The following is a 23,793-nucleotide window of genomic DNA, read 5'->3' as shown; positions in this document are numbered from 1 at the left end:
GAGGTGCGCCGGGGGCCTTGCAAAGTCAAGCACGGGCAAAGACCTCCACCCCGACGGCAAGCGCGTAGACGGCGATCATCAGCGCGCTTTCGATGCCGATCCGCGCCGGCCCCTCGCGCTGCCTCAGGATCAGGCCCGCCAGCAGCACCGCCGTCATGATAAGACCCGTTGCGAACCAGTAGAGATCGTTCATCCCGACCGCGTGGAAAATCGACCCCTCACGATAGGCCACGTCGGAGAAGACGAGGAACAGGGTGTCGAAGGTGTTGCCGCCGATGATGCCGCCGACCGCCAGTTGAAGGGCGCCCCGGCGCACCGCGACAAGCGTCGTCACCAGCTCCGGCAGCGATGTGACCACGGCGGTGACGAGCGAACCGACCAGAGACGAACTCAGCCCGAAACGGGAAATGAACTGCCCCCCGACCTGGCTGATGACCCAGCCGCAACCCGCCATGACGACGACCAGCGCGGCGAAGATGATGGCGGGCTTGCGGGCGGACTTGGCCGCGTCGGCTTCGTCCTCGGGTTCGTCGAAGCGCGTTTCGCCGGTTTCGACGGGCTCCCACATCGGTCGGTTGCGGACGGAGGTCGCAAGCCTGACGCCCCAGAGATATCCGGCGAACAGTATGATCGACACGGGGTGTATCGCGAAGAACGAAAAGTCCGGCCCTGCCATGGCGGCGATGGGCAGGGACAGAAGGATCAACAGCAGGACGGCCTGAAACATATTCGCAGGTTCGGCCGCCGCATGTTCTAGATTGGCGCGCCGATAGATCAGGTCGGCAATGGCAAGGAACAGGGTCTGTGCCGCGATCCCGCCCACGGCATTCGAGATGGCGAAACTCGCGTCGCCCGAGGACGCTGCCGTCACCGACACCACGACGCCCGACAGCGAGGTCGCGCCGCCAAGAACCAGCCCGCCGACCATCGCTTCGCCCATGCCTGTTCGGTCGGCGATGGTATCGGCCAACCCGGTCGCCTTGATCGACGCACCGACGACGAGGGCGCCCGCAATGCCGAACACGAGGAACAATACGACAGTCGAGAAATCGTCGAACAAACCGGGCCTTTCATGCGGGATTCGTGCCGGGGACCTAATCCCAACCCACGTGACCGCAGAGGGTTCCTTTGGCCTGCGGGAAGGAAACTCCGCCGCTTGCAGGCATATAACGATGGCGCATGGAAATGGGTCGACCGCGACATCGGTATTGGTGCCGGTGGTCGTTTCGGTCGATGATGCCGGACCGCGCGCCTCCACGCATTCCGCAGCAAGCCAAACGATCTTGATGGCTCACGGCCGCCAATCTAGGCTCCCTTGAGCGTAGCAGGAGGCCATGATGCTGGACGAGTTCGCCGATGGAATCTGGCTCGCCAATGGCCCCGAGGTCGTTGCCGCCATGGGGTTTCACTACCCCACGCGCATGGTGGTCGTGCGCCTGACCGATGGGGCGCTGTGGCTGTGGTCCCCCGTGGCGCTTTCACAGGATATCCGTGCGGCGGTCGATGCGATCGGACCTGTCGGATACCTCGTCGCACCGAACCACCTGCACCACGTCTTTCTAGCCGACTGGGCCGAAGCCTATCCGCGGGCGGAAATCTGGGCGGCGCCGGGGCTTGCCGAAAAACGGGGCGATCTGGCCTTCGCGGGCACCTTGGGGAACGATCCAGCGCCGCCTTGGTCCGATGTGATCGAACAGGTCGTTATCCCCGGCAACCGGATCACGACCGAGGTCGTGTTCTACCACATACCGTCGCGCACGGTCCTGTTCTGCGACCTGCTTCAGCAACTCCCGGTCGGCTGGTTCAAAGGCTGGCGGGCCATCGTGGCCCGACTCGACGGCATGATCGGTCTGGAACCGAGCGTGCCGAAGAAATTCCGCGTGGCGTTCAGCGACAAGGACGCCGCCCGCGCCGCCGTTCGCCGCATTCTGGGGTGGTCTCCCAAGGCGGTCGTCGTGGCGCACGGGGCGCCGGTCACGACCGATGGGACAGCCGTTCTCGAACGCGCTTTCGCGTGGCTCAGACCCCGGAAATGAGCACGCCGAGATACAGGACGTAGGAGGCGACGAACATCGCGCCTTCGCGACGTGACAGGCGCCAGCCGGTTATCGCGAACAGCACCATGGCGAGCGTTGCGGCCAGCATGACCCAGATGTCGAGCCGCAGGATTTCCGGCGGAATGGCCAAGGGCCGCAGCATCGCGGTCACGCCGAGAATGCCCAAGATGTTGAAGATGTTCGACCCCAGCACGTTGCCAAAGGCAACGTCGCCCTGACCCTTTCGCACCGCGATGATGGCGGTGACGAGTTCCGGCATCGACGTGCCGATGGCCACGATCGTCAGGCCAATCACGGTTTCCGACATGCCCGCCAGTTCAGCCAGACCGACGGCCCCGAACACCAGCGCCCGCGCGGCGAAGATGGTCAGCACGAGACCGCCGACCGCGATGCCCAGTGCGGCACCCAGCGACAGGGAGGCCTGCGGAATGGCCTCGGCCTCGGCGGCATAGACCGCGCCGGTGGCGGTGTTGCGCCGCCGCTCGATGACCAGCGTCGCGATGAGGTAGACCAGCAGCAGGCCGAACAGCAGCACGCCGGCCCCCCGCCCAAGCGCGCCGGTCAGGGCGACCGCTACAAGGAGCACGCTTGCCGCGATCACCACGCCACCATCGCGCATCAGGGCGTTCCGGTCGATCAGCACGGGCCGTATCAGGGCGGTGAGACCGAGGATCAGCAGGATGTTCCCGGTGTTCGATCCGACGACGTTGCCGATGGCGATTCCGGGCGATCCCGCAAAGGCGGCCTGGATCGATGTGACCAGCTCCGGCGCCGAGGTGCCGAAGCCCACAAGCGTAAGGCCGATCACCATGGGCGACAGGCCTGCCCGTTCGGCGACGGACACGGCCCCCCGGACCAGAAACTCGCCGCCGATGACCAGCCCGACAAGGCCGCCGAGCAGAAACAGAACATCGATCATGGGAAAGAGCACTCCGAGAACGCAAAGACTGCGCTCGACTCAGATGGTCCCGCGCCGAGCCATTTCAATCCACCGCCGCAAAAAACCCGCGGCCTGATCGCGCCTCTGCGAACCCTGCGACACGCGAAGGCCGCGCATCCATCGATGCGCGGCCCATTACGCCTCCGGTCTCGTCGACCTCCGGCTCAAGTCCCGCGACGAAACGCCCGTGCGATGAAGATCAGCAGGCAGGCACCGATGAAGCCGACGACGAGTTGACCCAGCCAGCCGCCCAGCGTGCTCCCCACCACGAACATCAGAATGGCGTTCAGCACCAGCGCACCGACGATCCCGAGAATGATGTTCATCAGAAGCCCCATGTTGGACTTCATGACTTGTTCCGCCAGCCACCCGGCCACGGCGCCGATGATGATAGCTGCAAACCAACCGACTCCGGTCATGTCAAATCTCCTGTTGTCTGTACCGGGCAGGCCGGTGTTCCCCGAACAAACACGAAAAAGGGCCGGGGTGTTCCCCGGCCCTGATCCAAAACCCAGCGATGAGTGGGTATCAGTCGCGCAGCAGCTCGTTGATCCCGGTCTTGGAGCGCGTCTTTTCATCCACGCGCTTCACGATCACGGCGCAGTACAGGTTCACGCCGCCGGTCGAGGGCATGGAGCCGGAGACGACGACCGAATAGGGCGGCACTTCGCCGTACATGACTTCGCCGGTCTCACGGTCCACGATCTTGGTCGACTGGCCGATGTAGACACCCATGCCGAGAACCGAACCTTCGCGCACGATAACGCCCTCGACCACTTCGGAACGGGCACCGATGAAGCAGTTGTCTTCGATGATCGTCGGACCGGCCTGCATCGGCTCCAGCACGCCGCCGATACCCACGCCGCCCGACAGGTGCACGCCCTTGCCGATCTGGGCGCACGACCCGACCGTGGCCCATGTGTCGACCATCGTACCCTCGTCGACGTAGGCGCCGAGGTTCACGAAGGACGGCATCAGCACGACGCCCGGCGCGATGTAGGCCGATTTGCGAACGACGCAGTTCGGCACGGCGCGAAAGCCTGCGGCCTTCCACTGGTTGTCGCCCCAGCCCTTGAACTTGGAGTCGACCTTGTCCCACCAGCCGCCGCCTTGCGGGCCGCCCGGCTGGATCTCCATGTCCTTGATGCGAAAGCCCAGAAGAACGGCCTTCTTGGCCCACTGGTTCACATGCCAGTCGCCGTTGTCCCGGCGCTCGGCCACGCGCAGCTCGCCCGAGTCGAGCGCGTTCAGCGTATCCTCGATGGCTTCGCGGGTTTCGCCCCCGGTCGTCGGCGTGATCGTATCGCGCGCCTCCCAGGCGGCTTCGATGGCGGTCTCCAGTGCGGCGTTGGACATGGTGTCTCCCCGAAATCCCGTGTTACGTCTTGTGTCGCGACGGCTATAAAGGCGGACGCAGCCCCGCGCAACGCGGCAAGAGAGGACGAGCATGACAGAACAAAGCCGCGCCCACCCGTTCCGGGACAGCTCCGAAGACCGGCGGGCGAGCCACGACATCCCGGACACGCCGCAGACGCGCAGCCCCACCTATGCGCTGGCCTTCGACGATCCCGAATTTCTGGCACGCGAGGAATTGCGCCCGGTGCGGTTGCAACTGGAGCTTCTGAAGCCCGAATTGGTGATGAACGAGGCGGGGATCAAATCGACGGTCGTGATGTTCGGCGGCGCACGGATTCCGGCCCCTGCAAACAAGGATAAGGCCCGCACTGACACCCTGCGCGATCTGTCGAAGTACTACGATCAGGCGCGTGAATTCGCGCGGCTCCTCACCATTGAGGGGCTGAAGACGCCCGAGCTGGAAAAGGTCGTCGTCACGGGCGGCGGTCCCGGTGTGATGGAGGCCGGCAGCCGGGGCGCGGCGGACGCGGGCGGCGTGTCCATCGGCCTGAACATCGTCCTGCCGCACGAGCAGGCGCCGAACGAATACGTGACGCCCGAGCTGTGCTTCAACTTCCACTACTTCGCCATCCGCAAGATGCATTTCCTGATGCGGGCCGAGGCGATTGCCGTTTTCCCCGGCGGCTTCGGCACGCTGGACGAGTTGTTCGAGAGCCTGACCCTGATCCAGACCGGACGGATGAAACAGATCCCAATCCTGCTCTTCGGGCGCGAATTCTGGGAACGGATCATCGATTGGAAGGCTTTGGAAGATGCGGGCACGATTTCGCCCGACGATCTCAAGCTGTTCAGGTTCGTGGACACCGCAGAGGAGGCGATCGAGGCGATGGAGAACTGGGACGAAAAGGGCCAGAAGCGCCGTGTCATTCCCGGACGCTGACCTCATCTATTTCTGGGAACAGCAGGGGGCGGTCGAACCGCTCGTCCGCTGGAAGCCCCTGACGGGCGGCAACACCAACGCGCTCTGGCAAGTGGGCGACCGGGTGGTGAAGCTTTATCGGCCCGAGGCCGACACGCCGCTGTTCACCAACGACCCCAATGCGGAACGGCAGGTTCTGAAGGCGCTGAAAGGCACGAACCTCGCCCCCGAACTGATCGCGGCCGAGGGCGACAGCCTTGTCTATCGCCTCGCCCCCGGTCGGGGCTGGCAGCCGGAAGATGGCGTGGCCTGCGTGGCCGAACGGCTGTCCCGCCTTCACGCGATCGCGGCGCCCGAGGGTCTGCCTCACAAGCCGATGGGCAAGGATGCCCTGGTTCAGCAGACCATGGCGCTGGGCGAAAACGTCCCGGTCGTGCCGGACGATCTGCCGAAAGCGCGCGAGGCGTTCATTCACGGCGATGCGACGGCGGCGAACGCGTTGGTGTCGGAAGGCCGGGTGACCTTCATCGACTGGCAATGCCCCGGCGTGGGGGATGCCTGCGACGACATCGCGGTGTTTTTGTCACCTGCCATGCAGGTCATCTCCGGCAATCGTCCGTTGACCGATGACGAGATGGAAGGATTTCTGGCGGCCTATGGCGAGGGCGACGTGACCGAACGCTACCGCGCGCTTGCGCCGCTCTATCAGGCCCGGATGCGCGGCTACTGCCGCTGGCGGGCCGCGCGCGGTGACGACGGATACGGCAAGGCGTCGCTGCTTGAAAGATGAGTGCGCTTGCGCGCACGCTTTATGAGCCTGTCCCTGCCTCTGGCAGGCACAGGCGGGGCGAGAGGGCCAGCCCTCTCGCGCTCTCCCGAGGTTTCCGGAAACAGAGAAGGGGCGAGGCGGTCAGAGAAGCGCTTCGATCAGGACGGCGGCAAGCGTAATGGCCGCGCCCAATGCGACATACCCCATGGCGCGCAGCGGACGGGCTCGGTCGACCTCTTTCTGCGGTTTCGCCTGATTGATGAGCGCGGCTTCCGCGAGTTCCGGCAGGCGCGGGCCGAAACGGGACAGGACTTTCACCGTCTTGATAAGGTCGTTGATGACGGCCTTGGGCCCGATGGCGCGGGCGATGTAATCTTCGACGATAGGACGCGCGATTTCCCAGATGTTGATATGGGGGTTCAGCGAACGCGACACGCCTTCGACGATCACCATCGTGCGTTGCAGATGGATAAGTTCCGTGCGCGTCTGCATCCCGAATTTCTCAGTCACTTCGAAGAGGTAGGCGAGAAGCCGGCCCATCGAAATGTGGCTCGCATCCATGCCGAAGATCGGTTCGCCGACGGCGCGCAGGGCCCGTGCGAATTCCTCGACATCCTTGTCGGCGGGCACATATCCGGCCTCGAAATGCACCTCGGCCACGCGTTTGTAGTCGCGCTGAATGAAGCCATAGAGAATCTCGGCATAGACCCGGCGGGTGTATTCGTCGATGCGCCCCATGATGCCGAAGTCGATGGCGATGAGGTCGCCGTTCGCGGCGATCTTGAGGTTGCCCTGATGCATGTCGCCGTGAAACAGCCCGTCGCGCAGGGCATGGGCGAGGAACAGGTGCAAGACGCGGTTCCCGATCGCTTCGAGGTCGAGGTTCGATCTGCGGAGTTTTTCCAGATCGTTGGCCGGGATGCCCTCGGCCCAGTCCATCGTCATCACGCGGCGGGAACTGAGGCCCCAGTTGATACGTGGGACGACGAAGCCCGCGTCTTTTTCGGTGTTCTCTGCGAATTCGGACGCCGAAGAGGCCTCCTGCCGCAGATCTAGCTCACCCAGCACCACGTTTTCGAAATGGTTGACCACGTCCTGCGGGCGCAGGCGGCGGGTCTGAGGCAGGAGCACCTCGATCACGCGCGCGGCGAAATGGAAGGCGTCGAGGTCGTTGCGGAAGGCCCGTTCGATGCGGGGGCGAAGCACCTTGACCGCGACCTGTTCGCCGGTCGCGCGGATACGTGCCTTGTGCACCTGCGCGATCGAGGCCGCCGCGACCGGATCGGAGAAGTCCGAAAAGACATCGTCGACTTTGATCTCGAGCTCGCTTTCGATCATCCGGCGCGCGACGTCGGTGGGGAAGGGGTCGAGCTTGTCTTGCAGGTATTGCAGTTGCTCGGCCAGTTCCTCGCCCACGACATCGGGGCGGGTCGAGAGGATCTGCCCGAACTTGATGTAGGCCGGGCCCATCGCCGTCACGGCGCGGGTCACCGGGGGGAGCGACTTGTCGCCGCGTTTTCCGACCCATGCGAAGGTCCAGCTGACCGCGCGGGTCGTGACCCTGACCAGTGGCGGGGCGTTCATCGCGTGCAGCACCTCGCCCAAGGCGCCGGTGCGTGCGAACGTCGCGCCGATACGGATCAGGCGCCAGATGTTGATCGGACCTTTCATCAGATCTTCCAGCCGGAATGCAGTGCCGCGATCCCCATCGTCAGGTTGCGGTATTTCACCTGCTCGAACCCGGCGGTGCGGATCATGCCTGCGAAGGTTTCCTGATCCGGGAAACGGCGGATCGATTCGACGAGGTATTGGTAACTGTCGCGGTCGTTCGCGATCACCTGCCCCATACGGGGGATGATGTTGAACGAGTAGAGGTCATAGACCTTCTGCATCATGTCGTTGGGAATCTGGCTGAATTCCAGCACCATGATCCGCCCGCCGGGTTTCAGCACGCGATAGGCTTCGGCCAGCGCGTCGGCGATGCGTGTCACGTTCCGGATGCCGAAGCTGATGGTGTAGACATCGAAGCTGTTGTCGTCGAACGGGAGCGCCATGGCGTCGCCCACGACCCATTCGAGGCTTGCGGCCATCTGTTCGGCTTCGGCCCGTTTGCGGCCTTCGATCAGCATTCCCTCGGTCATGTCGCAGACCGTGGCATGGGCCCCCGGTGCGCGGTTCACGAACCGGAACGCCACGTCGCCGGTGCCGCCCGCCACATCCAGCAGCTTCTGACCGGGGCGCGGGGCGAGCCAGTCCATCATCGCGTCTTTCCAGACGCGGTGGATGCCCATGCTCATCACGTCGTTCATGACGTCGTATTTCGAGGCGACATTGGTGAAGACGCCGTGCACCATCCCGGCCTTCTGATCCTCGTCGACGGTCTGGTAGCCGAAGTGGGTGGTCTTTTTGTCGTCGGTCATGCGTCTTGCCTCGATCAGGTCAGAGTGCAGATAACCTCCCTGAAGGCAAACGACAAACCCGAACTGGCGGGCAGACTGTCGCGCCGGGCGGCGATGCCCTATATACGCACGGCTTACCGAGAGGGATGAGATGCCGGAACTGCCAGAGGTCGAAACGGTTCGTCGGGGGTTGGAGCCCGTGATGACGGGTCACAGGATCGCGCGGGCCGAGGTTCGGCGCGAAGGTCTGCGCTGGCCGTTTCCCGAACGGATGGCGGAACGGCTGACGGGTGCAACCGTGCTGGGCCTGCGGCGGCGGTCGAAATACATCCTCGCCGATCTCGATACGAATGAGACCTGCCTGATCCATTTGGGCATGTCGGGGCGCATCCTGATTTCCGGCACGACGCTGGGCAAGTTCCACCACGAGCACCCCGCGCCGGAAAAACACGATCACGTCGTGCTCGACATGGACGGCGGCGCGCGGATCACGCTGAACGATGCGCGGCGGTTCGGAGCGATGGACCTGTTCACGACCGGCACGGGCGATCTTCATCCGCTCATCGCCGCTTTGGGTCCGGAGCCATTGGGGAACGAATTCAACGAAGGCTACCTGATCGCGAAACTCGCCGGGAAGAATACGCCGATCAAGTCGGCGCTGCTGGATCAGCGGATCGTGGCGGGGCTGGGAAATATCTATGTGTGCGAGGCGCTTTATCGTGCGGGCATCCACCCGGCCCGCAAGGCGGGGCGCATTTCGGCCTCCCGTATCGCGTCGCTGGTTCCCATCATTCGCGACGTGTTGGCCGAGGCGATTGCGGCAGGCGGAAGTTCGTTGCGCGATTACCGGCAAGCCAATGGCGAGTTGGGGTATTTTCAACACACTTTCCGGGTCTACGACCAAGAGGGCCAGCCCTGCAAAACACCGGAATGTCAGGCGAAAATCGCGCGGATCGTGCAATCCGGCCGCTCGTCCTTCTACTGCCCCACCTGTCAAAGGTGACTTGAAGCCCCGCCTGAGACTCGCTTAGGCATGGGCGGACTGCATGGGAAGGGGCATCATAACAGATGGCTTACGACAACATCATCGTGGACGTGGAAGATCACGTTTGCACAATCAAACTCAACCGGCCGGATGCGCTGAACGCGCTGAACCTCGAATTGCTCAAGGAACTGGGCGACGCGCTGGCGGACGGGCAGAAGAACGACAAGGTTCGCTGCTTCATCATCACAGGCTCGGAAAAGGCTTTCGCGGCGGGCGCGGACATCAAGATGATGTCGAGCAAGAGCTTTGCCGACGTGTTTCTGGGTGATCTCTTCACGCCGGAAGAAGAGGCGGTCATGCGTATCCGCAAGCCGATCATCGCGGCGGTGTCGGGCTACGCGCTGGGCGGCGGTTGCGAGCTGGCCATGATGTGCGATTTCATCATCGCGGCGGACAGCGCCAAATTCGGGCAGCCCGAGGTGAACCTGGGCGTGATGGCCGGCATGGGCGGCACGCAACGCCTGACACGTCTGGTGGGCCGGGCCAAGTCGATGGACATGAACCTGACGGGTCGGTTCATGGACGCGGAAGAAGCCGAGCGTTCGGGGCTGGTCAGCCGCGTGGTTCCCGCGAAGAAGCTGCTGGACGAGGCGACGGCGGCCGCCCGCAAGATTACCGAGAAGGGCATGATCAGCGTCATGGCGATCAAGGAAGCGGTGCACCGCGCCGACCAGATGCCGCTGACCGAGGCGATCCTGTTCGAACGCCGCGTGTTCCATTCGCTCTTCGCGTCCGAGGACCAGAAAGAGGGCATGGCCGCCTTCATCGAAAAGCGCGAGCCGCAGTTCCGCGACAAGTGATCCTGTCCCGGCTGGTTCACGCCAGCCGGGCGTCACATTGCGTCAGGGCTTGCGACGGGGCGTGGCGTTCGCACCGCGCGGTTGCTTGCCCTTTACCGCGCTCGCACGCGGTTTCCTGAAGGACTTCGACGTATCGCCTGCACCGGGCTTGCCCGCGGGTTTCGGCTTGGCAGCCCCGGCGGGTTTGCCCTTGGGTGCCGGCCGGTCGCCCGAAGGTTTCGCGCCTTTCGGCTTGTAGGGTTTCTTGCCGTCGCCCTTGGGCTTGAACTCGCCTTTCGGTTTGAATTCGCCCTTGGGTTTGAACTCGCCCTTGGGTTTGCCGCGCGGCTTGTCGTCATCCTTGCGGTCCGATGTCTTGCGCGGCTTGTAGGCGGTCGTCGCGCCATCCTCGGCCTGCGCGCGCCGTTTGCCGTCGAATTTGCGCTTCGCGGCGCCATGTTCACGCGGCTTGTCGTCCGACCGCTCTTTCCGCTCGCTGCGGTCACGCGGGCCTTTGTTGAAGGGCGGCTTGCCGTCCCGGCGTTCGGGCTTGGAACGCGGACCAAGCTCGGGCGCGGCGTCCAGCGCGCGGGCCTTGATGCCCTCGTCCAACTCGCCGTCCGCCCCGAGCGACGACAGGAACCCTTCGGCACTCTTCTCGGTCAGTTCGAGATAGGTCTCGGCCCCCTGAACACGGATCGCGCCGATGTCGGCCTTCTCCACTCCGCTCGCGCGCATGATGAGCGGGAGGAGCCAGCGCGCCTCGGCCTTCTCGGCCTGTCCCACCGACAGGGCGAACCACTTGCTCGGTCCGAACGGCTTGCGCTCCTTGCGCTCCGGCTTGGTGTCGGGCGGCAGCAGATCCTCCGGCGCACCCTGACGCGATTGGAACAACCGCAGATAGGCAGCCGCCACTGCCTCGGCCCCGTATTGGGCGAGCACCTTCTCGGCAAATGCGGCCTGCGCTTCGGTTACGGGTTCGGTCCAGACCGGATCGGCCAGCAGGCGCTCCTCGTCTTTCGCGTGAATGTCGTCAGCCGACGGCGCGGTGGTCCATTCCGCAGTGGTCTTGGCCCAGCCAAGCAGGCGCTCGGTCTTTTTCACGTCGCGCGGCGGCACGATCAGGGCCGAAATGCCTTTGCGCCCGGCGCGGCCCGTGCGGCCCGAACGGTGCGTCAGGCTTTCGGTGTTCTTCGGCAGATCGGCGTGAATCACCAGATCGAGGTTCGGCAGGTCGATCCCCCGCGCGGCAACGTCGGTCGCCACGCAGACCTGCGCCCGCCCGTCGCGCATGGCTTGCAGCGCATGGGTGCGTTCGTTCTGGCTGAGCTCACCCGACAGGCTCACCACGTTCAGGCCACGGTTCGACAACCGCGCGGTCAGGTGCGCGACCTGCGCGCGGGTGTTGGCGAACACGATGGCGTTTTCCGAATCGTGGTAGCGCAGCAGGTTGAAGATCGCGTTCTCGGCATCGGTCTGGGCCACGCGGATCGCCTGATACGCGATGTCGGCGTGCTGGGTCGCGCCCGTGATCGTGTTCACGCGGGCGGCGTCGTTCTGATACTGCTCGGCAAGCTTCGCGATGGTCGGCGGCACGGTGGCCGAGAACAGCAGGATGCGCCGCTCTTCCGGCGCTTCTTCCAGCATGAATTCAAGGTCTTCGCGGAAACCAAGGTCGAGCATCTCATCCGCTTCGTCCAGCACGATGGCGCGAAGTTCGCTCATATCCAGCGACCCGCGCTGAATGTGGTCGCGCAGGCGGCCCGGCGTGCCGACGACGATATGCGCGCCGCGCTCCAGCGCCCGGCGTTCGTCCCGCATGTCCATCCCGCCCACGCAGGAGGCGAGGCGCGCGCCGGTCTTGCCGTAAAGCCAGATCAGTTCGCGCTTTACCTGCATCGCAAGTTCGCGCGTCGGTGCGACGACGAGCGCCAGCGGCAGTCCGGCAGGCCCGAACTCTTCGTCCTCACCCAGAAGCGTGGGCGCGATGGCCAGGCCGAAGCCCACCGTTTTCCCCGACCCGGTCTGGGCCGAAACCAGCAGGTCGCGACCGGCGAGATCGGGATCGCTCACCGCCTCCTGCACCGGGGTAAGAGTGTCGTAACCGCGCTCGGCGAGCGCTTCGTTAATCAGGCGGGTCATGTTCCGGTGGTCCGTAGTCGTCGGTGCATTGGCACGCATGGGCGCGATCTGGCCGCGCAAGATCAGCGTCCTTACAGCGCGGCGCAGGGTTTGTATATGAAAATAACGGGGATCATTGAAGGATTCGCTCACAAGGGACTTCACAAGCCGTGCGAAACCCCATATACGCCGCCGCTACATGCGCGTGAGACCCGCTCAGGTCGGAATCAGCCGGTAGGAAACCCGGTCGGGACGTCGTCTCATGCTGCCGATATTTGAAACGAACCCGACGAAGGGAAGATCACCATGGCGAATACGCCCCAGTCCAAGAAACGCGCCCGTCAGAACGAGCGTCGTTTTGCCGTCAACAAAGCCCGCCGTTCGCGCATCCGCACCTACCTCCGCAAAGTCGAGGAAGCCATCGCTTCGGGCGACAAGGAAGCTGCGACCGCCGCCCTCAAAGCCGCCCAGCCGGAGCTGATGCGTGGCGTGACCAAAGGCGTCTACCACAAGAACACCGCAGCGCGGAAAATGTCCCGCCTGTCTTCGCGCGTGAAGGCGCTTGCCTGATCCGTCATCTGACGTGACGACGCGACATCAAGGCGCGGCCCCAAGCGGGCCGCGTTTTTTCGTTCGGGCGTGCAGATGATGCCGAACGGACACGCCATGTATGCTTTCGGACAATTCGATCCAAAGCCACGATTCGGTTCAAACCGACAGTTTCCCAAGTGAAACATTGCAATTGTGAAAGCGGCTCTGGATTCGTTTGACCCCAGTCAGAGTCAAGCGCGAAGATCAGTTGCGACTCTCCCGACCCCCCACCTATCTTGAGCAGGCGATTCACATCGCTGACTTGGGACAGAACGGAAAACGGGGGTGGGGATCCTCGTTCAGCCGTACCGAAGGGATCTGAGGGGGTACCTTCGGCTGCAAACCGGACGCAATCCGGCACCTACGGAGTATTCCGTCGGGCGCTTGTTGCGTTTGGTGGCGCGTGACCTTTGCGGGTCATGGGCCGTCAGTCTTGTCAGAGATGATCGCTGAACCGGCATGTGCCTTGCCGGGGGAACGGGCCGCGCGACACGCGGACTAAACGAAGCAGGTCAGAGACGAGATGGCGGATAATATGTGGGGACAAGTACGCGAGCGGCTGGAACGCTCGGTCGGGCAGAATAACTATCGGAACTGGATCGAACCCCTCGAGTTCAACGATCTGGACGGGGGCGTCGCGACGTTCCTCGTGCCGACGAACTTCATGGGTAACTGGGTTCAGCGCAATTTCGGCGAGCAGATTCTTCAGCATATGGTGAATGCCGGTGCGCGGGTCTCGCGGCTCGAATTCGTCGTGCCCCGCGTCGGTGAGACGAACCGCGCCACCGCCGCGGACGAGGCCCCGGCACCCGCGAACGGAAACGCTCGGCCTGCCGCCGCCAAGTCCGGGGCGGGTGACGACCTTCCGGGGGCGCCGCTCGACAAACGCTTCACCTTCGACAGCTTCGTCGTCGGAAAGCCGAACGAGCTTGCCCATGCCGCCGCACGCCGCGTGGCCGAGGGTGGCCCCGTCACCTTCAACCCGCTGTTCCTTTATGGTGGCGTCGGTCTCGGCAAGACGCACCTGATGCATGCCATCGCGCATGAAATGACCGAGCGGCAGCCGCAATTGCGCGTGCTCTACCTGTCCGCGGAACAGTTCATGTATCGCTTCGTGCAGGCGCTGCGCGACAAGCAGATGATGGACTTCAAACACATGTTCCGCTCGGTCGATGTCCTGATGGTCGATGACGTGCAGTTCATCGCGGGCAAGGATTCGACGCAGGAAGAGTTCTTCCACACGTTCAATGCGCTGATCGACCAGAACAAGCAGATCATCATTTCCGCCGACCGTGCGCCGGGCGAGATCAAGGATCTGGAAGAGCGGATCAAGTCGCGCCTCCAGTGCGGCCTTGTCGTCGATCTGCACCCGACCGATTACGAACTGCGCCTCGGCGTGCTTCAATCCAAGGTCGCGGCCTACCGCGAAACCTACCCTGACCTGTCCATCGCAGACGGCGTGCTGGAATTCCTCGCCCACCGGATCACCACGAATGTCCGCGTGCTCGAAGGGGCCCTGATGCGGCTCTTCGCCTTCGCCTCGCTCGTCGGCGGCGAGATCACGTTGGATCGTGCGCAGGAATGTCTGACCGATGTGCTGCGCGCCTCGGACCGCAAGGTCACGGTCGAAGAAATCCAGCGCAAGGTGGCCGAGCATTACGGCATCCGCCTGTCCGACCTCATCGGCCCCAAACGCCTGCGCTCGATCGCGCGTCCGCGTCAGGTGGCGATGAAGCTGTCCAAGGATCTGACCACCCGGTCCTATCCCGACATCGGGCGCCGCTTCGGTGGCCGTGACCATTCGACGGTCATGCATGCGGTCAAGCGGGTCGAGGAACTGGTCTCGACGGACCACCAGATCGCCGAAGACGTCGACCTTTTGCGCAAGGCGCTGGAGCACTAGGCCCAGCGCGATGGACGCACGTCGATGCCGGGGCGGGGCCTTGACCCTGCCTTGAAACACTCAGACAGTGCGAAAAACCTTGAGACGGGCGGGGAACCGGGTAATGTCGCCGTCCCGGGGCCAGTGCGCCCTGACGATATCGGGAGTGGGACATGAAGATTTCCGTCGAACGCGCCGTGCTGTTGAAAGCGGTCGGTCAGGCGCAGTCGGTCGTTGAACGCCGCAACACCATTCCGATCCTCGCCAACGTGCTGATCGAGGCCGAGGGGAGCACGGTCAGCTTCCGCGCCACCGATCTCGACATCGAAGTGGTCGACAAGGCCCCCGCGATGGTCGAACGCGCGGGTGCCACGACGGTCAGCGCGGTCACGCTGCACGAGATCGTGCGCAAGCTGCCTGACGGCGCGATGGTCCAGCTCACCGACGATGGTGCCGCGGGCCGTCTGACGGTCGAAGCCGGACGGTCAAACTTCTCGCTCGCCACGTTGCCGAAAGAAGATTTCCCGGTGATGGCTTCGTCGGAATACAGCGCTAATTTCTCGGCCCCCGCGCCGGTGCTGCGCCGCCTGTTCGACAAGTCCAAATTCGCGATCTCGACCGAGGAAACGCGCTATTACCTGAACGGCGTCTACATGCACGTGTCCGATGCCGAGGGCGGCAAAGTGCTGCGCTGCGTGGCGACCGACGGTCACCGTCTGGCCCGCATCGACGCAGATCTGCCCAAAGGGGCCGAGGATATGCCCGGCGTGATCGTCCCGCGCAAGACTGTGGGCGAACTTCGCAAGCTTCTGGACGATGACGACATGCAGATCGCCGTGTCGGTGTCGGAGACCAAGGTGCGTTACGCGACCCCCGACATCACGCTGACCTCCAAGGTCATCGACGGCACCTTCCCGGACTACACCCGCGTGATCCCGATGGGGAACACGAAGAAGATGGAAGTGGACGCCGCCGAGTTCGCCAAGGCGGTCGACCGTGTGGCGACCGTGTCGTCGGAACGGTCCCGCGCCGTGAAGCTCGCGCTGGCCGAAGACAAGCTGACGCTGTCCGTGAACGCGCCTGATGCCGGCGCCGCCGAGGAAGAGCTGATCGTGGCTTACGGCGACGAGGGTATGGAGATCGGGTTCAACGCGAAATACCTGCTGGAAATCGCCAGTCAGGTGGATCGCGAAAACGCGGTGTTCATGTTCGACAACGCAGGCCAGCCGGTGCTCATGCGCGAAGGCAACGACACCAGCGCGGTCTACGTCGTCATGCCGATGCGCGTGTGACGGGTCTTTATCTTAGAGAACTGACCCTTTCCCATTTCCGCTCCCACAGGCGGGCCGTTCTGTCGCTGGACGCGCGTCCGATCGCCATTTTCGGGCGCAACGGGGCGGGCAAGACCAACATCCTCGAAGCCGTCAGCCTCATGTCCCCCGGACGGGGTCTGCGGGGCGCTTCCGCCGAAGATATGGCGCGGCGACCCGAAAGCGTCGGGTGGAAGCTGACAGGCGTGCTTCAATCGCTCCATCAGGTCCACGAGGTCGAGACATGGGCCGAACCCGGCGGCTCGCGCAACGTCACCATCGACGGCAAGACCGCGGCACAGGTCGCGCTGGGCCGCATCTCGCGCGTCACGTGGCTTGTGCCGGTGATGGATCGGCTCTGGATGGAGGGCGCGGACGGACGGCGCAAATTCCTAGACCGGATGGCGATGAGTTTCGAGCCGGGGCATGGCGAGGCGGTGCTGACCTATGAAAAGGCGATGCGCGACCGGAACAGGCTGCTGAAAGACGGGCATCGCGACGCGCATTGGTATGGCGCGCTCGAGGCGCAGATGGCCAAGGCGGGCGCCGCGATACAGGAAAATCGTCGGCGCACGGTCGCGCTGATCGTCGGCGCCCAGATGTCGGCGCAGACCGCGTTTCCGGCGGCTGAACTGCAACTCCTCCACGCCGACGGGGCGGAAACGGGCCCGGAGGGCGCGGCGGAGCTGGCCGGGGCCTATGCCGAAAGTCGCCCGCGCGACTTGATGGCCGGGCGCACGCTGGTCGGCCCGCACCGTGCCGATCTGGCGGCCACCTATGCCGAAAAGGCGATGCCCGCGCGGGAATGTTCGACGGGCGAGCAGAAGGCGCTGCTCGTCTCGCTTATCCTTGCCCACGGTCGCGCGCTGGCGCAGGACTTCGGCGCGCCGCCGATGCTGCTTCTGGACGAAGTGTCCGCGCATCTCGACGCCGACCGCCGCGCCGCATTGTATGACGAGATCGTCGCGCTGGGCGCGCAAGCGTTCCTGACCGGAACGGGGCCGGAACTCTTTACAGAGCTCGGCGCGCGGGCCATGCATATCGAAGTCCGTGATGAGGCGGGCCAGTCCCTGATTCAGGAGGTCGCCCCATGAAGGCCAATCGCGTGACGCTCATCACACTAGGTGTGTCCGATCCCAAACGAAGCCGCGCCTATTACGAGGCGCTCGGGTGGGTGATCGAAGAGGATCTGGGTCAGACCCTGTTCTTCGACATGAACGGTATGAAATTCGGCTGTTTCCACCTCGAAGGGCTGGCCAAGGAAACCGGGCGCACCGTCGAAGACCTGAAGACCGGGGCGATGACGCTGGCGCAGAACTTCAACTCCGACGACGAAGTGGATGCGATGTTCGCGCGCGCCGTCGCGGCAGGCGCGTCGCCGGTGACGCAGCCGTTCAAGACGGACTGGGGCGGGTATTCGTCCTATGTGGCGGACCCGGACGGCCACCTTTGGGAATTCGCCCATAATCCGTTCTGGGCGTTGGATGACGAGGGCCGCATCGCTTGACCCTCACACTCGCTGACGCGGGGCTTTATGCCTTTGCGCTTCTCGTCCTGTTCCTGACACCGGGGCCGGTCTGGATGGCCCTCTTGGCCCGTGCCATGTCGGGCGGCTTCCACGCCGCATGGCCGCTCGCGCTGGGCGTGACCATTGGCGATGCGCTCTGGCCGCTTCTCGCCATTCTGGGGATGAGCTGGGTCGCGACCGAGTTCGAAGGTCTGACCGTCGTGCTCAAATTCGTGGCGAGCGCGTTCTTCCTCTGGCTCGGCTGGACCATTATCCGGAACGCCGACAAGCAGATCGCGGCGGACAGCCGCCTGACCCGGCCCGGCATGTGGGCGGGCTTCGTCGCAGGGGTGATCGTGATCCTAGCCAACCCCAAGGCGATCCTGTTTTACATGGGGATGCTGCCGGGGTTCTTCGACCTGACCGCGCTCACATGGCCGGACATCGCCCTGATCGTCGCCCTGTCGATGGCGGTGCCGCTTTTCGGGAACGTCCTGATGGCGGCGTTCATCGGTAAGCTTCGCACCCTCCTGACCTCGCCCAAGGCGCTCAGACGGCTCAACATTTCCGCAGGGGCCTTGCTGATCGTGGTGGCCGCGATCATCCCGTTCACCTGAACGGTTCGGCCCGCTCGTCCGACACGGGGAACATGATCCGGTCCAGCATGAGCAGCACCGGGGCCATGATGACGGTGGCGATGATCGCCATGTAGGGATGGGTCAATAAACCGACGCCGATACCGATACCGAAGGACAACAGGATGGGGCGCAGATACCGCATTGCGAACACCTCGTTGTAGCGGGCGCCGAACCGTCTCAAAGGATATGGGCCAGCCTGTGTCGGGGCTGTGAAAAATCTCGGGCATCCTTCCCGCGCGAACCACCAAATATGGTGTCATTCGCGTGACAATCCCGGCCAGAAACGCTAGAAACAGGCAACAAAAAAACAGGAAGGCTCGCATGGCCGACGACGCGCAGAACAATTCCGAATACGGTGCAGATTCCATCAAGGTTCTCAAGGGCTTGGAGGCTGTTCGTAAACGCCCAGGCATGTATATCGGGGACACCGACGATGGCTCGGGCCTGCACCATATGGTCTACGAGGTCGTGGACAACGGGATCGACGAGGCGCTGGCGGGTCACGCGGACTATGTGACGGTCACGGTTCACGCGGATTCCAGCGTATCGGTCTATGACAACGGGCGCGGTATCCCGGTCGGAATGCATGCCGAAGAGGGCGTGTCGGCGGCCGAAGTCATCATGACCCAGCTTCACGCGGGCGGGAAGTTCGACTCGAACTCCTACAAGGTGTCGGGCGGTCTGCACGGGGTGGGCGTATCGGTCGTGAACGCCCTGTCGGATTGGCTGGAGCTGCGCATCTGGCGCGACGGGAAAGAGCATATCGCGCGGTTCGAACGTGGCGATACCGCCAAGCACCTCGAAGTCGTCGGGGATGCGAACGGCAAGACCGGGACCGAAGTGCGCTTTCTCGCCTCGACCGACACGTTCTCGAACCTCGAATACAGCTTCAAGACGCTTGAGACTCGCCTGCGCGAGCTTGCGTTCCTGAACTCCGGCGTGCGCATCATCCTGAAGGACGAACGCCCCGCCGAGCCGCTGGAAACCGAGCTGCATTACGAAGGCGGCGTGAAGGAATTCGTCAAATACCTCGACCGCCACAAGCAGCCGATGATCGAAGAGCCGATCTTTATCACGGGCGAACGTGACGGGATCGGGATCGAAGTCGCGATGTGGTGGAACGACAGCTACAACGAGATGGTGCTGCCCTTCACCAACAACATTCCGCAGCGTGACGGCGGCACCCATATGGCGGGCTTTAGGGGTGCGCTGACACGGACCATGAACCTTTACGCCAACTCCTCGGGTCTGGCGAAAAAGGAAAAGGTCGCCTTCACCGGCGACGACGCGCGCGAGGGTCTGACTTGCGTGCTGTCGGTCAAGGTGCCGGACCCCAAGTTCTCGTCCCAGACAAAGGACAAGCTGGTGTCGTCCGAAGTGCGCCCGGCGGTCGAAAGCCTGATGAACGAACGCTTGTCGGACTGGTTCGAAGAGCACCCGAACGAGGCCAAGATGATCGTCGGCAAGATCATCGAAGCCGCGTTGGCGCGTGAAGCCGCCCGCAAGGCGCGCGAACTCACCCGCAAAAAGGCGACGCATGACGTGGCGAGCCTGCCGGGCAAGCTGGCCGACTGTCAGGAAAAAGACCCCGCCAAACGCGAGTTGTTCATCGTCGAGGGTGACTCGGCTGGTGGTTCGGCCAAGCAGGGCCGGTCGCGCCACAATCAGGCGGTGCTGCCTCTGCGCGGTAAGATCCTGAACGTGGAACGCGCGCGGTTCGACCGGATGCTCGGCTCGGAAACGGTCGGCACGCTCATCACCGCGCTCGGCACCGGCATCGGGCGCGACGAATTCGACATCGAAAAGCTGCGCTACCACAAGATCGTCATCATGACCGACGCCGACGTTGACGGCGCGCACATCCGCACGCTTCTGCTGACCTTCTTCTACCGCCAGATGCCGGAAATCATCGACGGCGGATATCTCTACATCGCCCAGCCGCCGCTTTACAAAGTGTCGCGGGGCCGGTCCGAGGTGTACATCAAGGACGTTCCTGCGCTGGAAGACTATCTGATCCAGCAGGGGATCGAGGGCGCCGTCCTGCGCCTCAAGACCGGTGAGGAAATCGCCGGTCCCGATCTGGCACGCATCATCGAAGGCGCGCGGTCGTTCAAACGCATCCTTGATGCCTTCCCGACGCATTACCCCCGCAACATCCTCGAACAGGCGGCCCTTGCCGGGGCTTTCGATCCGGGTGCAGCGGACAGCGACCTTCAGGCGGTCGCCGACCGGGTGGCGGAGCGGCTCGATCAGGTCGCGGTGGAATACGAAAAGGGCTGGAATGGCCGGATCACGCAAGATCACGGCATCCGTCTGAGCCGTATCCTACGCGGTGTCGAAGAAATCCGCACGCTCGACGGAGCGGTCCTCAGATCGGGCGAGGCGCGCCGCCTCAGCCAGGTCAGCGAAGAGACGCGGGGCTATTATCAAGACCCCTCGTCGCTCGCCCGCAAGGACCGCGATCAAGAGATCTACGGTCCCACCGATCTGTTGCAGGCCATCCTCGCCGAGGGCGAAAAAGGCCTGACGCTGCAACGCTACAAGGGTCTGGGCGAAATGAACCCGGATCAGCTTTGGGAAACCACGCTCGACCCCGAAGCGCGCACGCTGCTTCAGGTCAAAGTCGATGATCTGGCGGATGCCGACGATCTGTTCACCAAGCTGATGGGCGACGTGGTCGAACCCCGGCGTGAGTTCATTCAGCAGAACGCGCTTTCGGTGGAAAACCTCGACATCTGACGGTCTGTCGGCCGAACGCCGCGACCCCAAACTTGGAATGGCGCGGTCCATCGGTAACCTGTCCGATGGTGCCGCTTCAGGTGTTGAACGGGGGTCGCCCGACTCCGGGGCGGCGTATCAAGTGTGCGCGAAGGCGTCGGAATTTTGTGAAATCGCAAAGTTCCGCGCCGTGGTCCGGGTATCGTTTCATCGCGACAACTCGATTTCGGCCCAAGGCCCAAATCACCTGAAACGAAAGGGCACCAATATGCTGAACAACATCGGCCTCCCCGGTCTCGCCATCATCGCCATGGTCGTCATCGTTCTCTTCGGACGCGGCAAGCTATCGTCGATCATGGGCGAAGTGGGTCAGGGGATCACATCATTCCGCAAGGGCGTCGAAGCCAAGGATGAGGATGAAACCGCCTCGGTCTGACCCCCTCACCATCCACCGCCAGACAAAGCGCCGCCGCACCCACGGCGGCGTTTTTCGTTGGTGGGCCGCCAAACCGCGCCGGTGTTTGCGAAATCACAAACTTGCCTTTGCCCGCAGCCTTTACCCCGAAACCAGAACAACCATCGGGGTCCATCCATGCGCGTCATCCTTCGTGCTCTCGCGACTATCGCGCTTGTCCTGACAGGGGGCGTTGCGGCGGCCGATCCGCTGATCGGGGCGTTTTTGTCCGAGGTGACCCCCGGTGACATCGTGCCGGGCGCGGATGCGTTCGGCGCAGTCGGGGAGGACGGGCTGGTGCCCGCGCTCAAGGGCGAAGAGCCTGTCGGTTGGGCCTACCTCACCTCTGATTTCGTGCCGACGACCGGGTATTCCGGCAAACCGATCCACGTCGTCGCCGGTATCTCGCCCGAGGCCATGCTGACCGGCGCGAAGCTGGTCAAACACTCGGAACCCATCGTTTTGGTCGGCATTCCCGAAAGCGAGATCACCGCCGTCATCGACCACTACACGGGGTTCGATCTGCATCAGGTGGCCGAACGGGCGCCAGAAGATCTCGAGATCGTGTCGGGCGCGACGGTGACGATCATGGTGATCGACGATTCCATCCTGCGCTCCGGTATCAAGGCGGCGCAGGCGCTTGGCCTCGAAGGGTTCGAGGTCGCTCAGACCACCGGGCCGACACGCGAAGTGGACCGGGACGCCGGCGAGGTCACCGATTGGGAAACGCTGGCCGGAAACGGCGCGCTGCGGCGCATGACCATCGACGTGGGCACGATCAACGCCGATTTCGCGGCATTCAATGACCCGCGCACCGAAAAGGAAACCGAGGACGGCCCCGATGATGCGGCCTATGTCGACATCTGGGCCGCGCTCGTCAGTCAGCCCGCCATCGGGCGCAGCCTGCTGGGCGACGGGGCCTATGACAACCTCGTGGCCCGGATGGAACCGGGGGACGAGGCGATTGCGGTGTTCGGCGGCGGGCGCTGGTCGTTCAAGGGGTCGGGCTACGTGCGCGGCGGCATCTTCGACCGCTTCCAGCTGATCCAAGGCGAAATCTCGCACCGGTTCTTCGACCGCGAACATGCCCGGATCGTGAATATCGCCGCCGCCGGCGCGCCGGATTTCACCGAGATGGACCTGTTCATCGTGCCTGCCGCGGCGGGCTTCGACCCGGCCGCGCCGTTCCGGCTTCAGTTTCTTGTCAGCCGCGCGGTGGGGCCCATCGAAAAGGTCTTCCTGACCCGCGAACTGGCCTACGACCTGCCCGATCTCTATACCCGCACCGTCGAGCCGCTCGCCGCACCCGTGGCGCAGACCGACGCGAACCCGCGCAATGCGCTGTGGCAACGGATATGGGAGACGAAGCGCCTTCAGGTGATCGTCCTCTCTGCCGCGCTCGCGCTGCTCTCGGGCATCTTCTTCTTCCAGACTTTCGCCACGCGAAACGCCCGGACCTTCGCCATCCTGCGCAACGCCTACCTCGTCTTCACGCTGGTTTTCGTCGGCTGGATCGCGAATGCGCAGCTTTCGGTCGTCAACATTCTGGCCGTCACCAACGCCTTCTTCAGCGACTTCAACTGGGACACGTTCCTGATGGACCCGCTGATCTTCATCCTGTGGTTCGCGGTGGCGGCGGCGCTTTTGTTCTGGGCGCGTGGGGCCTATTGCGGCTGGCTCTGCCCCTTCGGCGCGATGCAGGAGTTGTCGAACAGGGTCGCGCGCAAGCTGGGCGTGCCGCAGGTGACGCTGCCGTGGGGGCTGCACGAACGGCTCTGGGCGGTGAAATACATCCTGTTCCTCGGGCTGTTCGGACTGTCGCTCTACTCGCTCGAACTGGCCGAAAGGTTCGCCGAGGTCGAGCCGTTCAAGACCGCGATCATCCTGAAATTCGCCCGCCCCCTGCCGTTCGTCCTGATCGCCGTCGCGGCGCTTCTGCCGGGCCTGTTCATCGAGCGTTTCTATTGCCGATATGTCTGCCCGCTGGGCGGCGGCCTCGCGATCCCGGCGCGGCTTCACATGTTCCGCTGGCTCAACCGCTACAAGGAATGCGGCAACCCCTGCCAGCTCTGCGCGGCCGATTGCCCGGTGAAGGCGATCCACCCGACGGGCGAGATCAACCCGAACGAATGCATCTCATGCCTGAATTGTCAGGTGCTTTACCAGGATCACGCGCGCTGTCCGGTCGTCATCAAGACCGACAAGCGCCGCGCCCGTGATGCGGCCGCTGCGGCATCGCTCGCGGCCCATGACGACCGGCCGAACCTCGGCCACCCGAACCAGATCTCGAAAACCAACTGAAGGAGAC

At 63.9% G+C, this 23,793-nt stretch carries 22 protein-coding genes; 14 read left to right on the top strand and 8 right to left on the bottom strand.

The window, feature by feature from the left end; genetic code table 11:
• Window positions 1–25: 25 nt before the first annotated feature.
• On the bottom strand, window positions 26–1,060 hold the full coding sequence (locus tag HOY44_RS09955) for a sodium:calcium antiporter (RefSeq protein WP_138422312.1): 1,035 nt from the start codon (window positions 1,058–1,060) through the stop codon (window positions 26–28).
• A gap of 277 nt (window positions 1,061–1,337) precedes the next feature.
• Here HOY44_RS09955 and HOY44_RS09950 point away from each other — a divergent pair, with 277 nt between their 5' ends.
• Window positions 1,338–2,036 (top strand): DUF4336 domain-containing protein, encoded by a 699-nt coding sequence (locus tag HOY44_RS09950; protein ID WP_235888946.1) that lies wholly within the window; start codon window positions 1,338–1,340, stop codon window positions 2,034–2,036.
• Here the strand turns inward: HOY44_RS09950 and HOY44_RS09945 are convergent.
• The 3 genes from HOY44_RS09945 to dapD all read right to left on the bottom strand — a co-directional run bounded on the left by HOY44_RS09945 (window position 2,020) and on the right by dapD (window position 4,353).
• A complete protein-coding gene (locus tag HOY44_RS09945) occupies window positions 2,020–2,976 on the bottom strand; it encodes a calcium/sodium antiporter (protein ID WP_287434559.1) in 957 nt (318 codons plus the stop codon). The genes HOY44_RS09950 and HOY44_RS09945 overlap by 17 nt on opposite strands.
• Window positions 2,977–3,161: 185 nt before the next feature.
• A complete protein-coding gene (locus HOY44_RS09940) occupies window positions 3,162–3,416 on the bottom strand; it encodes a GlsB/YeaQ/YmgE family stress response membrane protein (protein ID WP_008332309.1) in 255 nt (84 codons plus the stop codon).
• A gap of 109 nt (window positions 3,417–3,525) precedes the next feature.
• Entirely contained in the window at window positions 3,526–4,353 is an 828-nt protein-coding gene (gene dapD / locus HOY44_RS09935) for a 2,3,4,5-tetrahydropyridine-2,6-dicarboxylate N-succinyltransferase (RefSeq protein WP_008332307.1), read from the bottom strand.
• A 91-nt stretch (window positions 4,354–4,444) separates the two neighbouring features.
• Here dapD and HOY44_RS09930 point away from each other — a divergent pair, with 91 nt between their 5' ends.
• Window positions 4,445–5,293, top strand: a complete 849-nt coding sequence (locus tag HOY44_RS09930) for an LOG family protein (RefSeq protein WP_008332305.1) — start codon at window positions 4,445–4,447, stop codon at window positions 5,291–5,293.
• Window positions 5,274–6,062, top strand: coding sequence for a phosphotransferase (locus HOY44_RS09925; RefSeq protein WP_287434558.1), 789 nt, complete (start codon window positions 5,274–5,276; stop codon window positions 6,060–6,062). Before HOY44_RS09930 ends, HOY44_RS09925 begins: the two co-directional genes overlap by 20 nt.
• 120 nt (window positions 6,063–6,182) lie before the next feature.
• On the opposite strand, the gene ubiB is transcribed toward HOY44_RS09925, so the two are convergent.
• Both ubiB and ubiE read right to left on the bottom strand, forming a co-directional pair.
• Window positions 6,183–7,712, bottom strand: coding sequence for a 2-polyprenylphenol 6-hydroxylase (gene ubiB / locus HOY44_RS09920; RefSeq protein ID WP_287434557.1), 1,530 nt, complete (start codon window positions 7,710–7,712; stop codon window positions 6,183–6,185).
• Entirely contained in the window at window positions 7,712–8,461 is a 750-nt protein-coding gene (ubiE, locus tag HOY44_RS09915; RefSeq protein ID WP_287434556.1) for a bifunctional demethylmenaquinone methyltransferase/2-methoxy-6-polyprenyl-1,4-benzoquinol methylase UbiE, read from the bottom strand. Before ubiE ends, ubiB begins: the two co-directional genes overlap by 1 nt.
• Window positions 8,462–8,591: 130 nt before the next feature.
• On the opposite strand from ubiE, the gene mutM reads away from it, so the two are divergent.
• Both mutM and HOY44_RS09905 read left to right on the top strand, forming a co-directional pair.
• A complete protein-coding gene (gene mutM, locus HOY44_RS09910; RefSeq protein ID WP_287434555.1) occupies window positions 8,592–9,443 on the top strand; it encodes a bifunctional DNA-formamidopyrimidine glycosylase/DNA-(apurinic or apyrimidinic site) lyase in 852 nt (283 codons plus the stop codon).
• 65 nt (window positions 9,444–9,508) lie between these two features.
• Window positions 9,509–10,285 carry an enoyl-CoA hydratase gene (locus HOY44_RS09905; protein WP_287434554.1) on the top strand — a complete coding sequence of 259 codons (777 nt, stop codon included), beginning with the start codon at window positions 9,509–9,511 and terminating at the stop codon, window positions 10,283–10,285.
• A gap of 42 nt (window positions 10,286–10,327) precedes the next feature.
• Here the strand turns inward: HOY44_RS09905 and HOY44_RS09900 are convergent, their stop codons facing one another.
• Window positions 10,328–12,406, bottom strand: a complete 2,079-nt coding sequence (locus tag HOY44_RS09900) for a DEAD/DEAH box helicase (protein ID WP_287434553.1) — start codon at window positions 12,404–12,406, stop codon at window positions 10,328–10,330.
• A gap of 285 nt (window positions 12,407–12,691) precedes the next feature.
• On the opposite strand from HOY44_RS09900, the gene rpsT reads away from it, so the two are divergent.
• From rpsT to HOY44_RS09870, 6 genes are all read left to right on the top strand, one after another.
• A complete protein-coding gene (rpsT, locus tag HOY44_RS09895) occupies window positions 12,692–12,955 on the top strand; it encodes a 30S ribosomal protein S20 (RefSeq protein WP_008332285.1) in 264 nt (87 codons plus the stop codon).
• Window positions 12,956–13,499: 544 nt separating this feature from the next.
• Window positions 13,500–14,879, top strand: a complete 1,380-nt coding sequence (gene dnaA / locus HOY44_RS09890) for a chromosomal replication initiator protein DnaA (protein WP_287434552.1) — start codon at window positions 13,500–13,502, stop codon at window positions 14,877–14,879.
• Window positions 14,880–15,031: 152 nt separating this feature from the next.
• Window positions 15,032–16,150 (top strand): DNA polymerase III subunit beta, encoded by a 1,119-nt coding sequence (dnaN, locus tag HOY44_RS09885; RefSeq protein ID WP_287434551.1) that lies wholly within the window; start codon window positions 15,032–15,034, stop codon window positions 16,148–16,150.
• Window positions 16,147–17,262 (top strand): DNA replication/repair protein RecF, encoded by a 1,116-nt coding sequence (gene recF / locus HOY44_RS09880; RefSeq protein ID WP_287434550.1) that lies wholly within the window; start codon window positions 16,147–16,149, stop codon window positions 17,260–17,262. Before dnaN ends, recF begins: the two co-directional genes overlap by 4 nt.
• Window positions 17,259–17,675: a VOC family protein gene (locus HOY44_RS09875; RefSeq protein WP_008332277.1), complete on the top strand. Its 417-nt coding sequence runs from the start codon at window positions 17,259–17,261 to the stop codon at window positions 17,673–17,675. The genes recF and HOY44_RS09875 overlap by 4 nt, the downstream gene beginning before the upstream one ends.
• A complete protein-coding gene (locus HOY44_RS09870) occupies window positions 17,672–18,292 on the top strand; it encodes a LysE family translocator (RefSeq protein WP_008332270.1) in 621 nt (206 codons plus the stop codon). Before HOY44_RS09875 ends, HOY44_RS09870 begins: the two co-directional genes overlap by 4 nt.
• Here HOY44_RS09870 and HOY44_RS09865 read toward each other — a convergent pair.
• The gene (locus HOY44_RS09865) at window positions 18,285–18,455 is read right to left on the bottom strand and encodes a hypothetical protein (protein WP_287434549.1); all 171 of its coding nucleotides are present in this window, start codon (window positions 18,453–18,455) and stop codon (window positions 18,285–18,287) included. The genes HOY44_RS09870 and HOY44_RS09865 overlap by 8 nt on opposite strands.
• Window positions 18,456–18,634: 179 nt before the next feature.
• Between HOY44_RS09865 and gyrB the strand changes: the two genes are divergently transcribed.
• From gyrB to HOY44_RS09850, 3 genes are all read left to right on the top strand, one after another.
• A complete protein-coding gene (gyrB, locus tag HOY44_RS09860) occupies window positions 18,635–21,052 on the top strand; it encodes a DNA topoisomerase (ATP-hydrolyzing) subunit B (protein WP_287434548.1) in 2,418 nt (805 codons plus the stop codon).
• Between the two features lie 247 nt (window positions 21,053–21,299).
• The gene (locus tag HOY44_RS09855; RefSeq protein ID WP_040884842.1) at window positions 21,300–21,467 is read left to right on the top strand and encodes a twin-arginine translocase TatA/TatE family subunit; all 168 of its coding nucleotides are present in this window, start codon (window positions 21,300–21,302) and stop codon (window positions 21,465–21,467) included.
• Between the two features lie 156 nt (window positions 21,468–21,623).
• Window positions 21,624–23,786: a NosR/NirI family protein gene (locus tag HOY44_RS09850; RefSeq protein WP_287434547.1), complete on the top strand. Its 2,163-nt coding sequence runs from the start codon at window positions 21,624–21,626 to the stop codon at window positions 23,784–23,786.
• The last annotated feature ends 7 nt before the right edge of the window (window positions 23,787–23,793 follow it).

The organism is Maritimibacter sp., from assembly GCF_016774595.1.
Classification (GTDB): domain Bacteria; phylum Pseudomonadota; class Alphaproteobacteria; order Rhodobacterales; family Rhodobacteraceae; genus Maritimibacter; species Maritimibacter alkaliphilus.
The sequence above is the reverse complement of the archived record's forward strand: the minus strand, read 5'-3'. Positions and strand labels throughout refer to the sequence as shown.

What these genes read in the sequence shown, in the direction of transcription:
- HOY44_RS09950 (WP_235888946.1), top strand. Translation starts at nt 1,338, where the DNA reads ATGCTGGACGAGTTCGCCGATGGAATCTGGCTCGCCAATGGCCCCGAG.
- HOY44_RS09945 (WP_287434559.1), bottom strand. Translation starts at nt 2,976, where the DNA reads ATGATCGATGTTCTGTTTCTGCTCGGCGGCCTTGTCGGGCTGGTCATC.
- HOY44_RS09940 (WP_008332309.1), bottom strand. Translation starts at nt 3,416, where the DNA reads ATGACCGGAGTCGGTTGGTTTGCAGCTATCATCATCGGCGCCGTGGCC.
- dapD (WP_008332307.1), bottom strand. Translation starts at nt 4,353, where the DNA reads ATGTCCAACGCCGCACTGGAGACCGCCATCGAAGCCGCCTGGGAGGCG.
- HOY44_RS09930 (WP_008332305.1), top strand. Translation starts at nt 4,445, where the DNA reads ATGACAGAACAAAGCCGCGCCCACCCGTTCCGGGACAGCTCCGAAGAC.
- ubiB (WP_287434557.1), bottom strand. Translation starts at nt 7,712, where the DNA reads ATGAAAGGTCCGATCAACATCTGGCGCCTGATCCGTATCGGCGCGACG.
- ubiE (WP_287434556.1), bottom strand. Translation starts at nt 8,461, where the DNA reads ATGACCGACGACAAAAAGACCACCCACTTCGGCTACCAGACCGTCGAC.
- mutM (WP_287434555.1), top strand. Translation starts at nt 8,592, where the DNA reads ATGCCGGAACTGCCAGAGGTCGAAACGGTTCGTCGGGGGTTGGAGCCC.
- HOY44_RS09905 (WP_287434554.1), top strand. Translation starts at nt 9,509, where the DNA reads ATGGCTTACGACAACATCATCGTGGACGTGGAAGATCACGTTTGCACA.
- HOY44_RS09900 (WP_287434553.1), bottom strand. Translation starts at nt 12,406, where the DNA reads ATGACCCGCCTGATTAACGAAGCGCTCGCCGAGCGCGGTTACGACACT.
- rpsT (WP_008332285.1), top strand. Translation starts at nt 12,692, where the DNA reads ATGGCGAATACGCCCCAGTCCAAGAAACGCGCCCGTCAGAACGAGCGT.
- dnaA (WP_287434552.1), top strand. Translation starts at nt 13,500, where the DNA reads ATGGCGGATAATATGTGGGGACAAGTACGCGAGCGGCTGGAACGCTCG.
- dnaN (WP_287434551.1), top strand. Translation starts at nt 15,032, where the DNA reads ATGAAGATTTCCGTCGAACGCGCCGTGCTGTTGAAAGCGGTCGGTCAG.
- HOY44_RS09875 (WP_008332277.1), top strand. Translation starts at nt 17,259, where the DNA reads ATGAAGGCCAATCGCGTGACGCTCATCACACTAGGTGTGTCCGATCCC.
- HOY44_RS09865 (WP_287434549.1), bottom strand. Translation starts at nt 18,455, where the DNA reads ATGCGGTATCTGCGCCCCATCCTGTTGTCCTTCGGTATCGGTATCGGC.
- gyrB (WP_287434548.1), top strand. Translation starts at nt 18,635, where the DNA reads ATGGCCGACGACGCGCAGAACAATTCCGAATACGGTGCAGATTCCATC.
- HOY44_RS09855 (WP_040884842.1), top strand. Translation starts at nt 21,300, where the DNA reads ATGCTGAACAACATCGGCCTCCCCGGTCTCGCCATCATCGCCATGGTC.
- HOY44_RS09850 (WP_287434547.1), top strand. Translation starts at nt 21,624, where the DNA reads ATGCGCGTCATCCTTCGTGCTCTCGCGACTATCGCGCTTGTCCTGACA.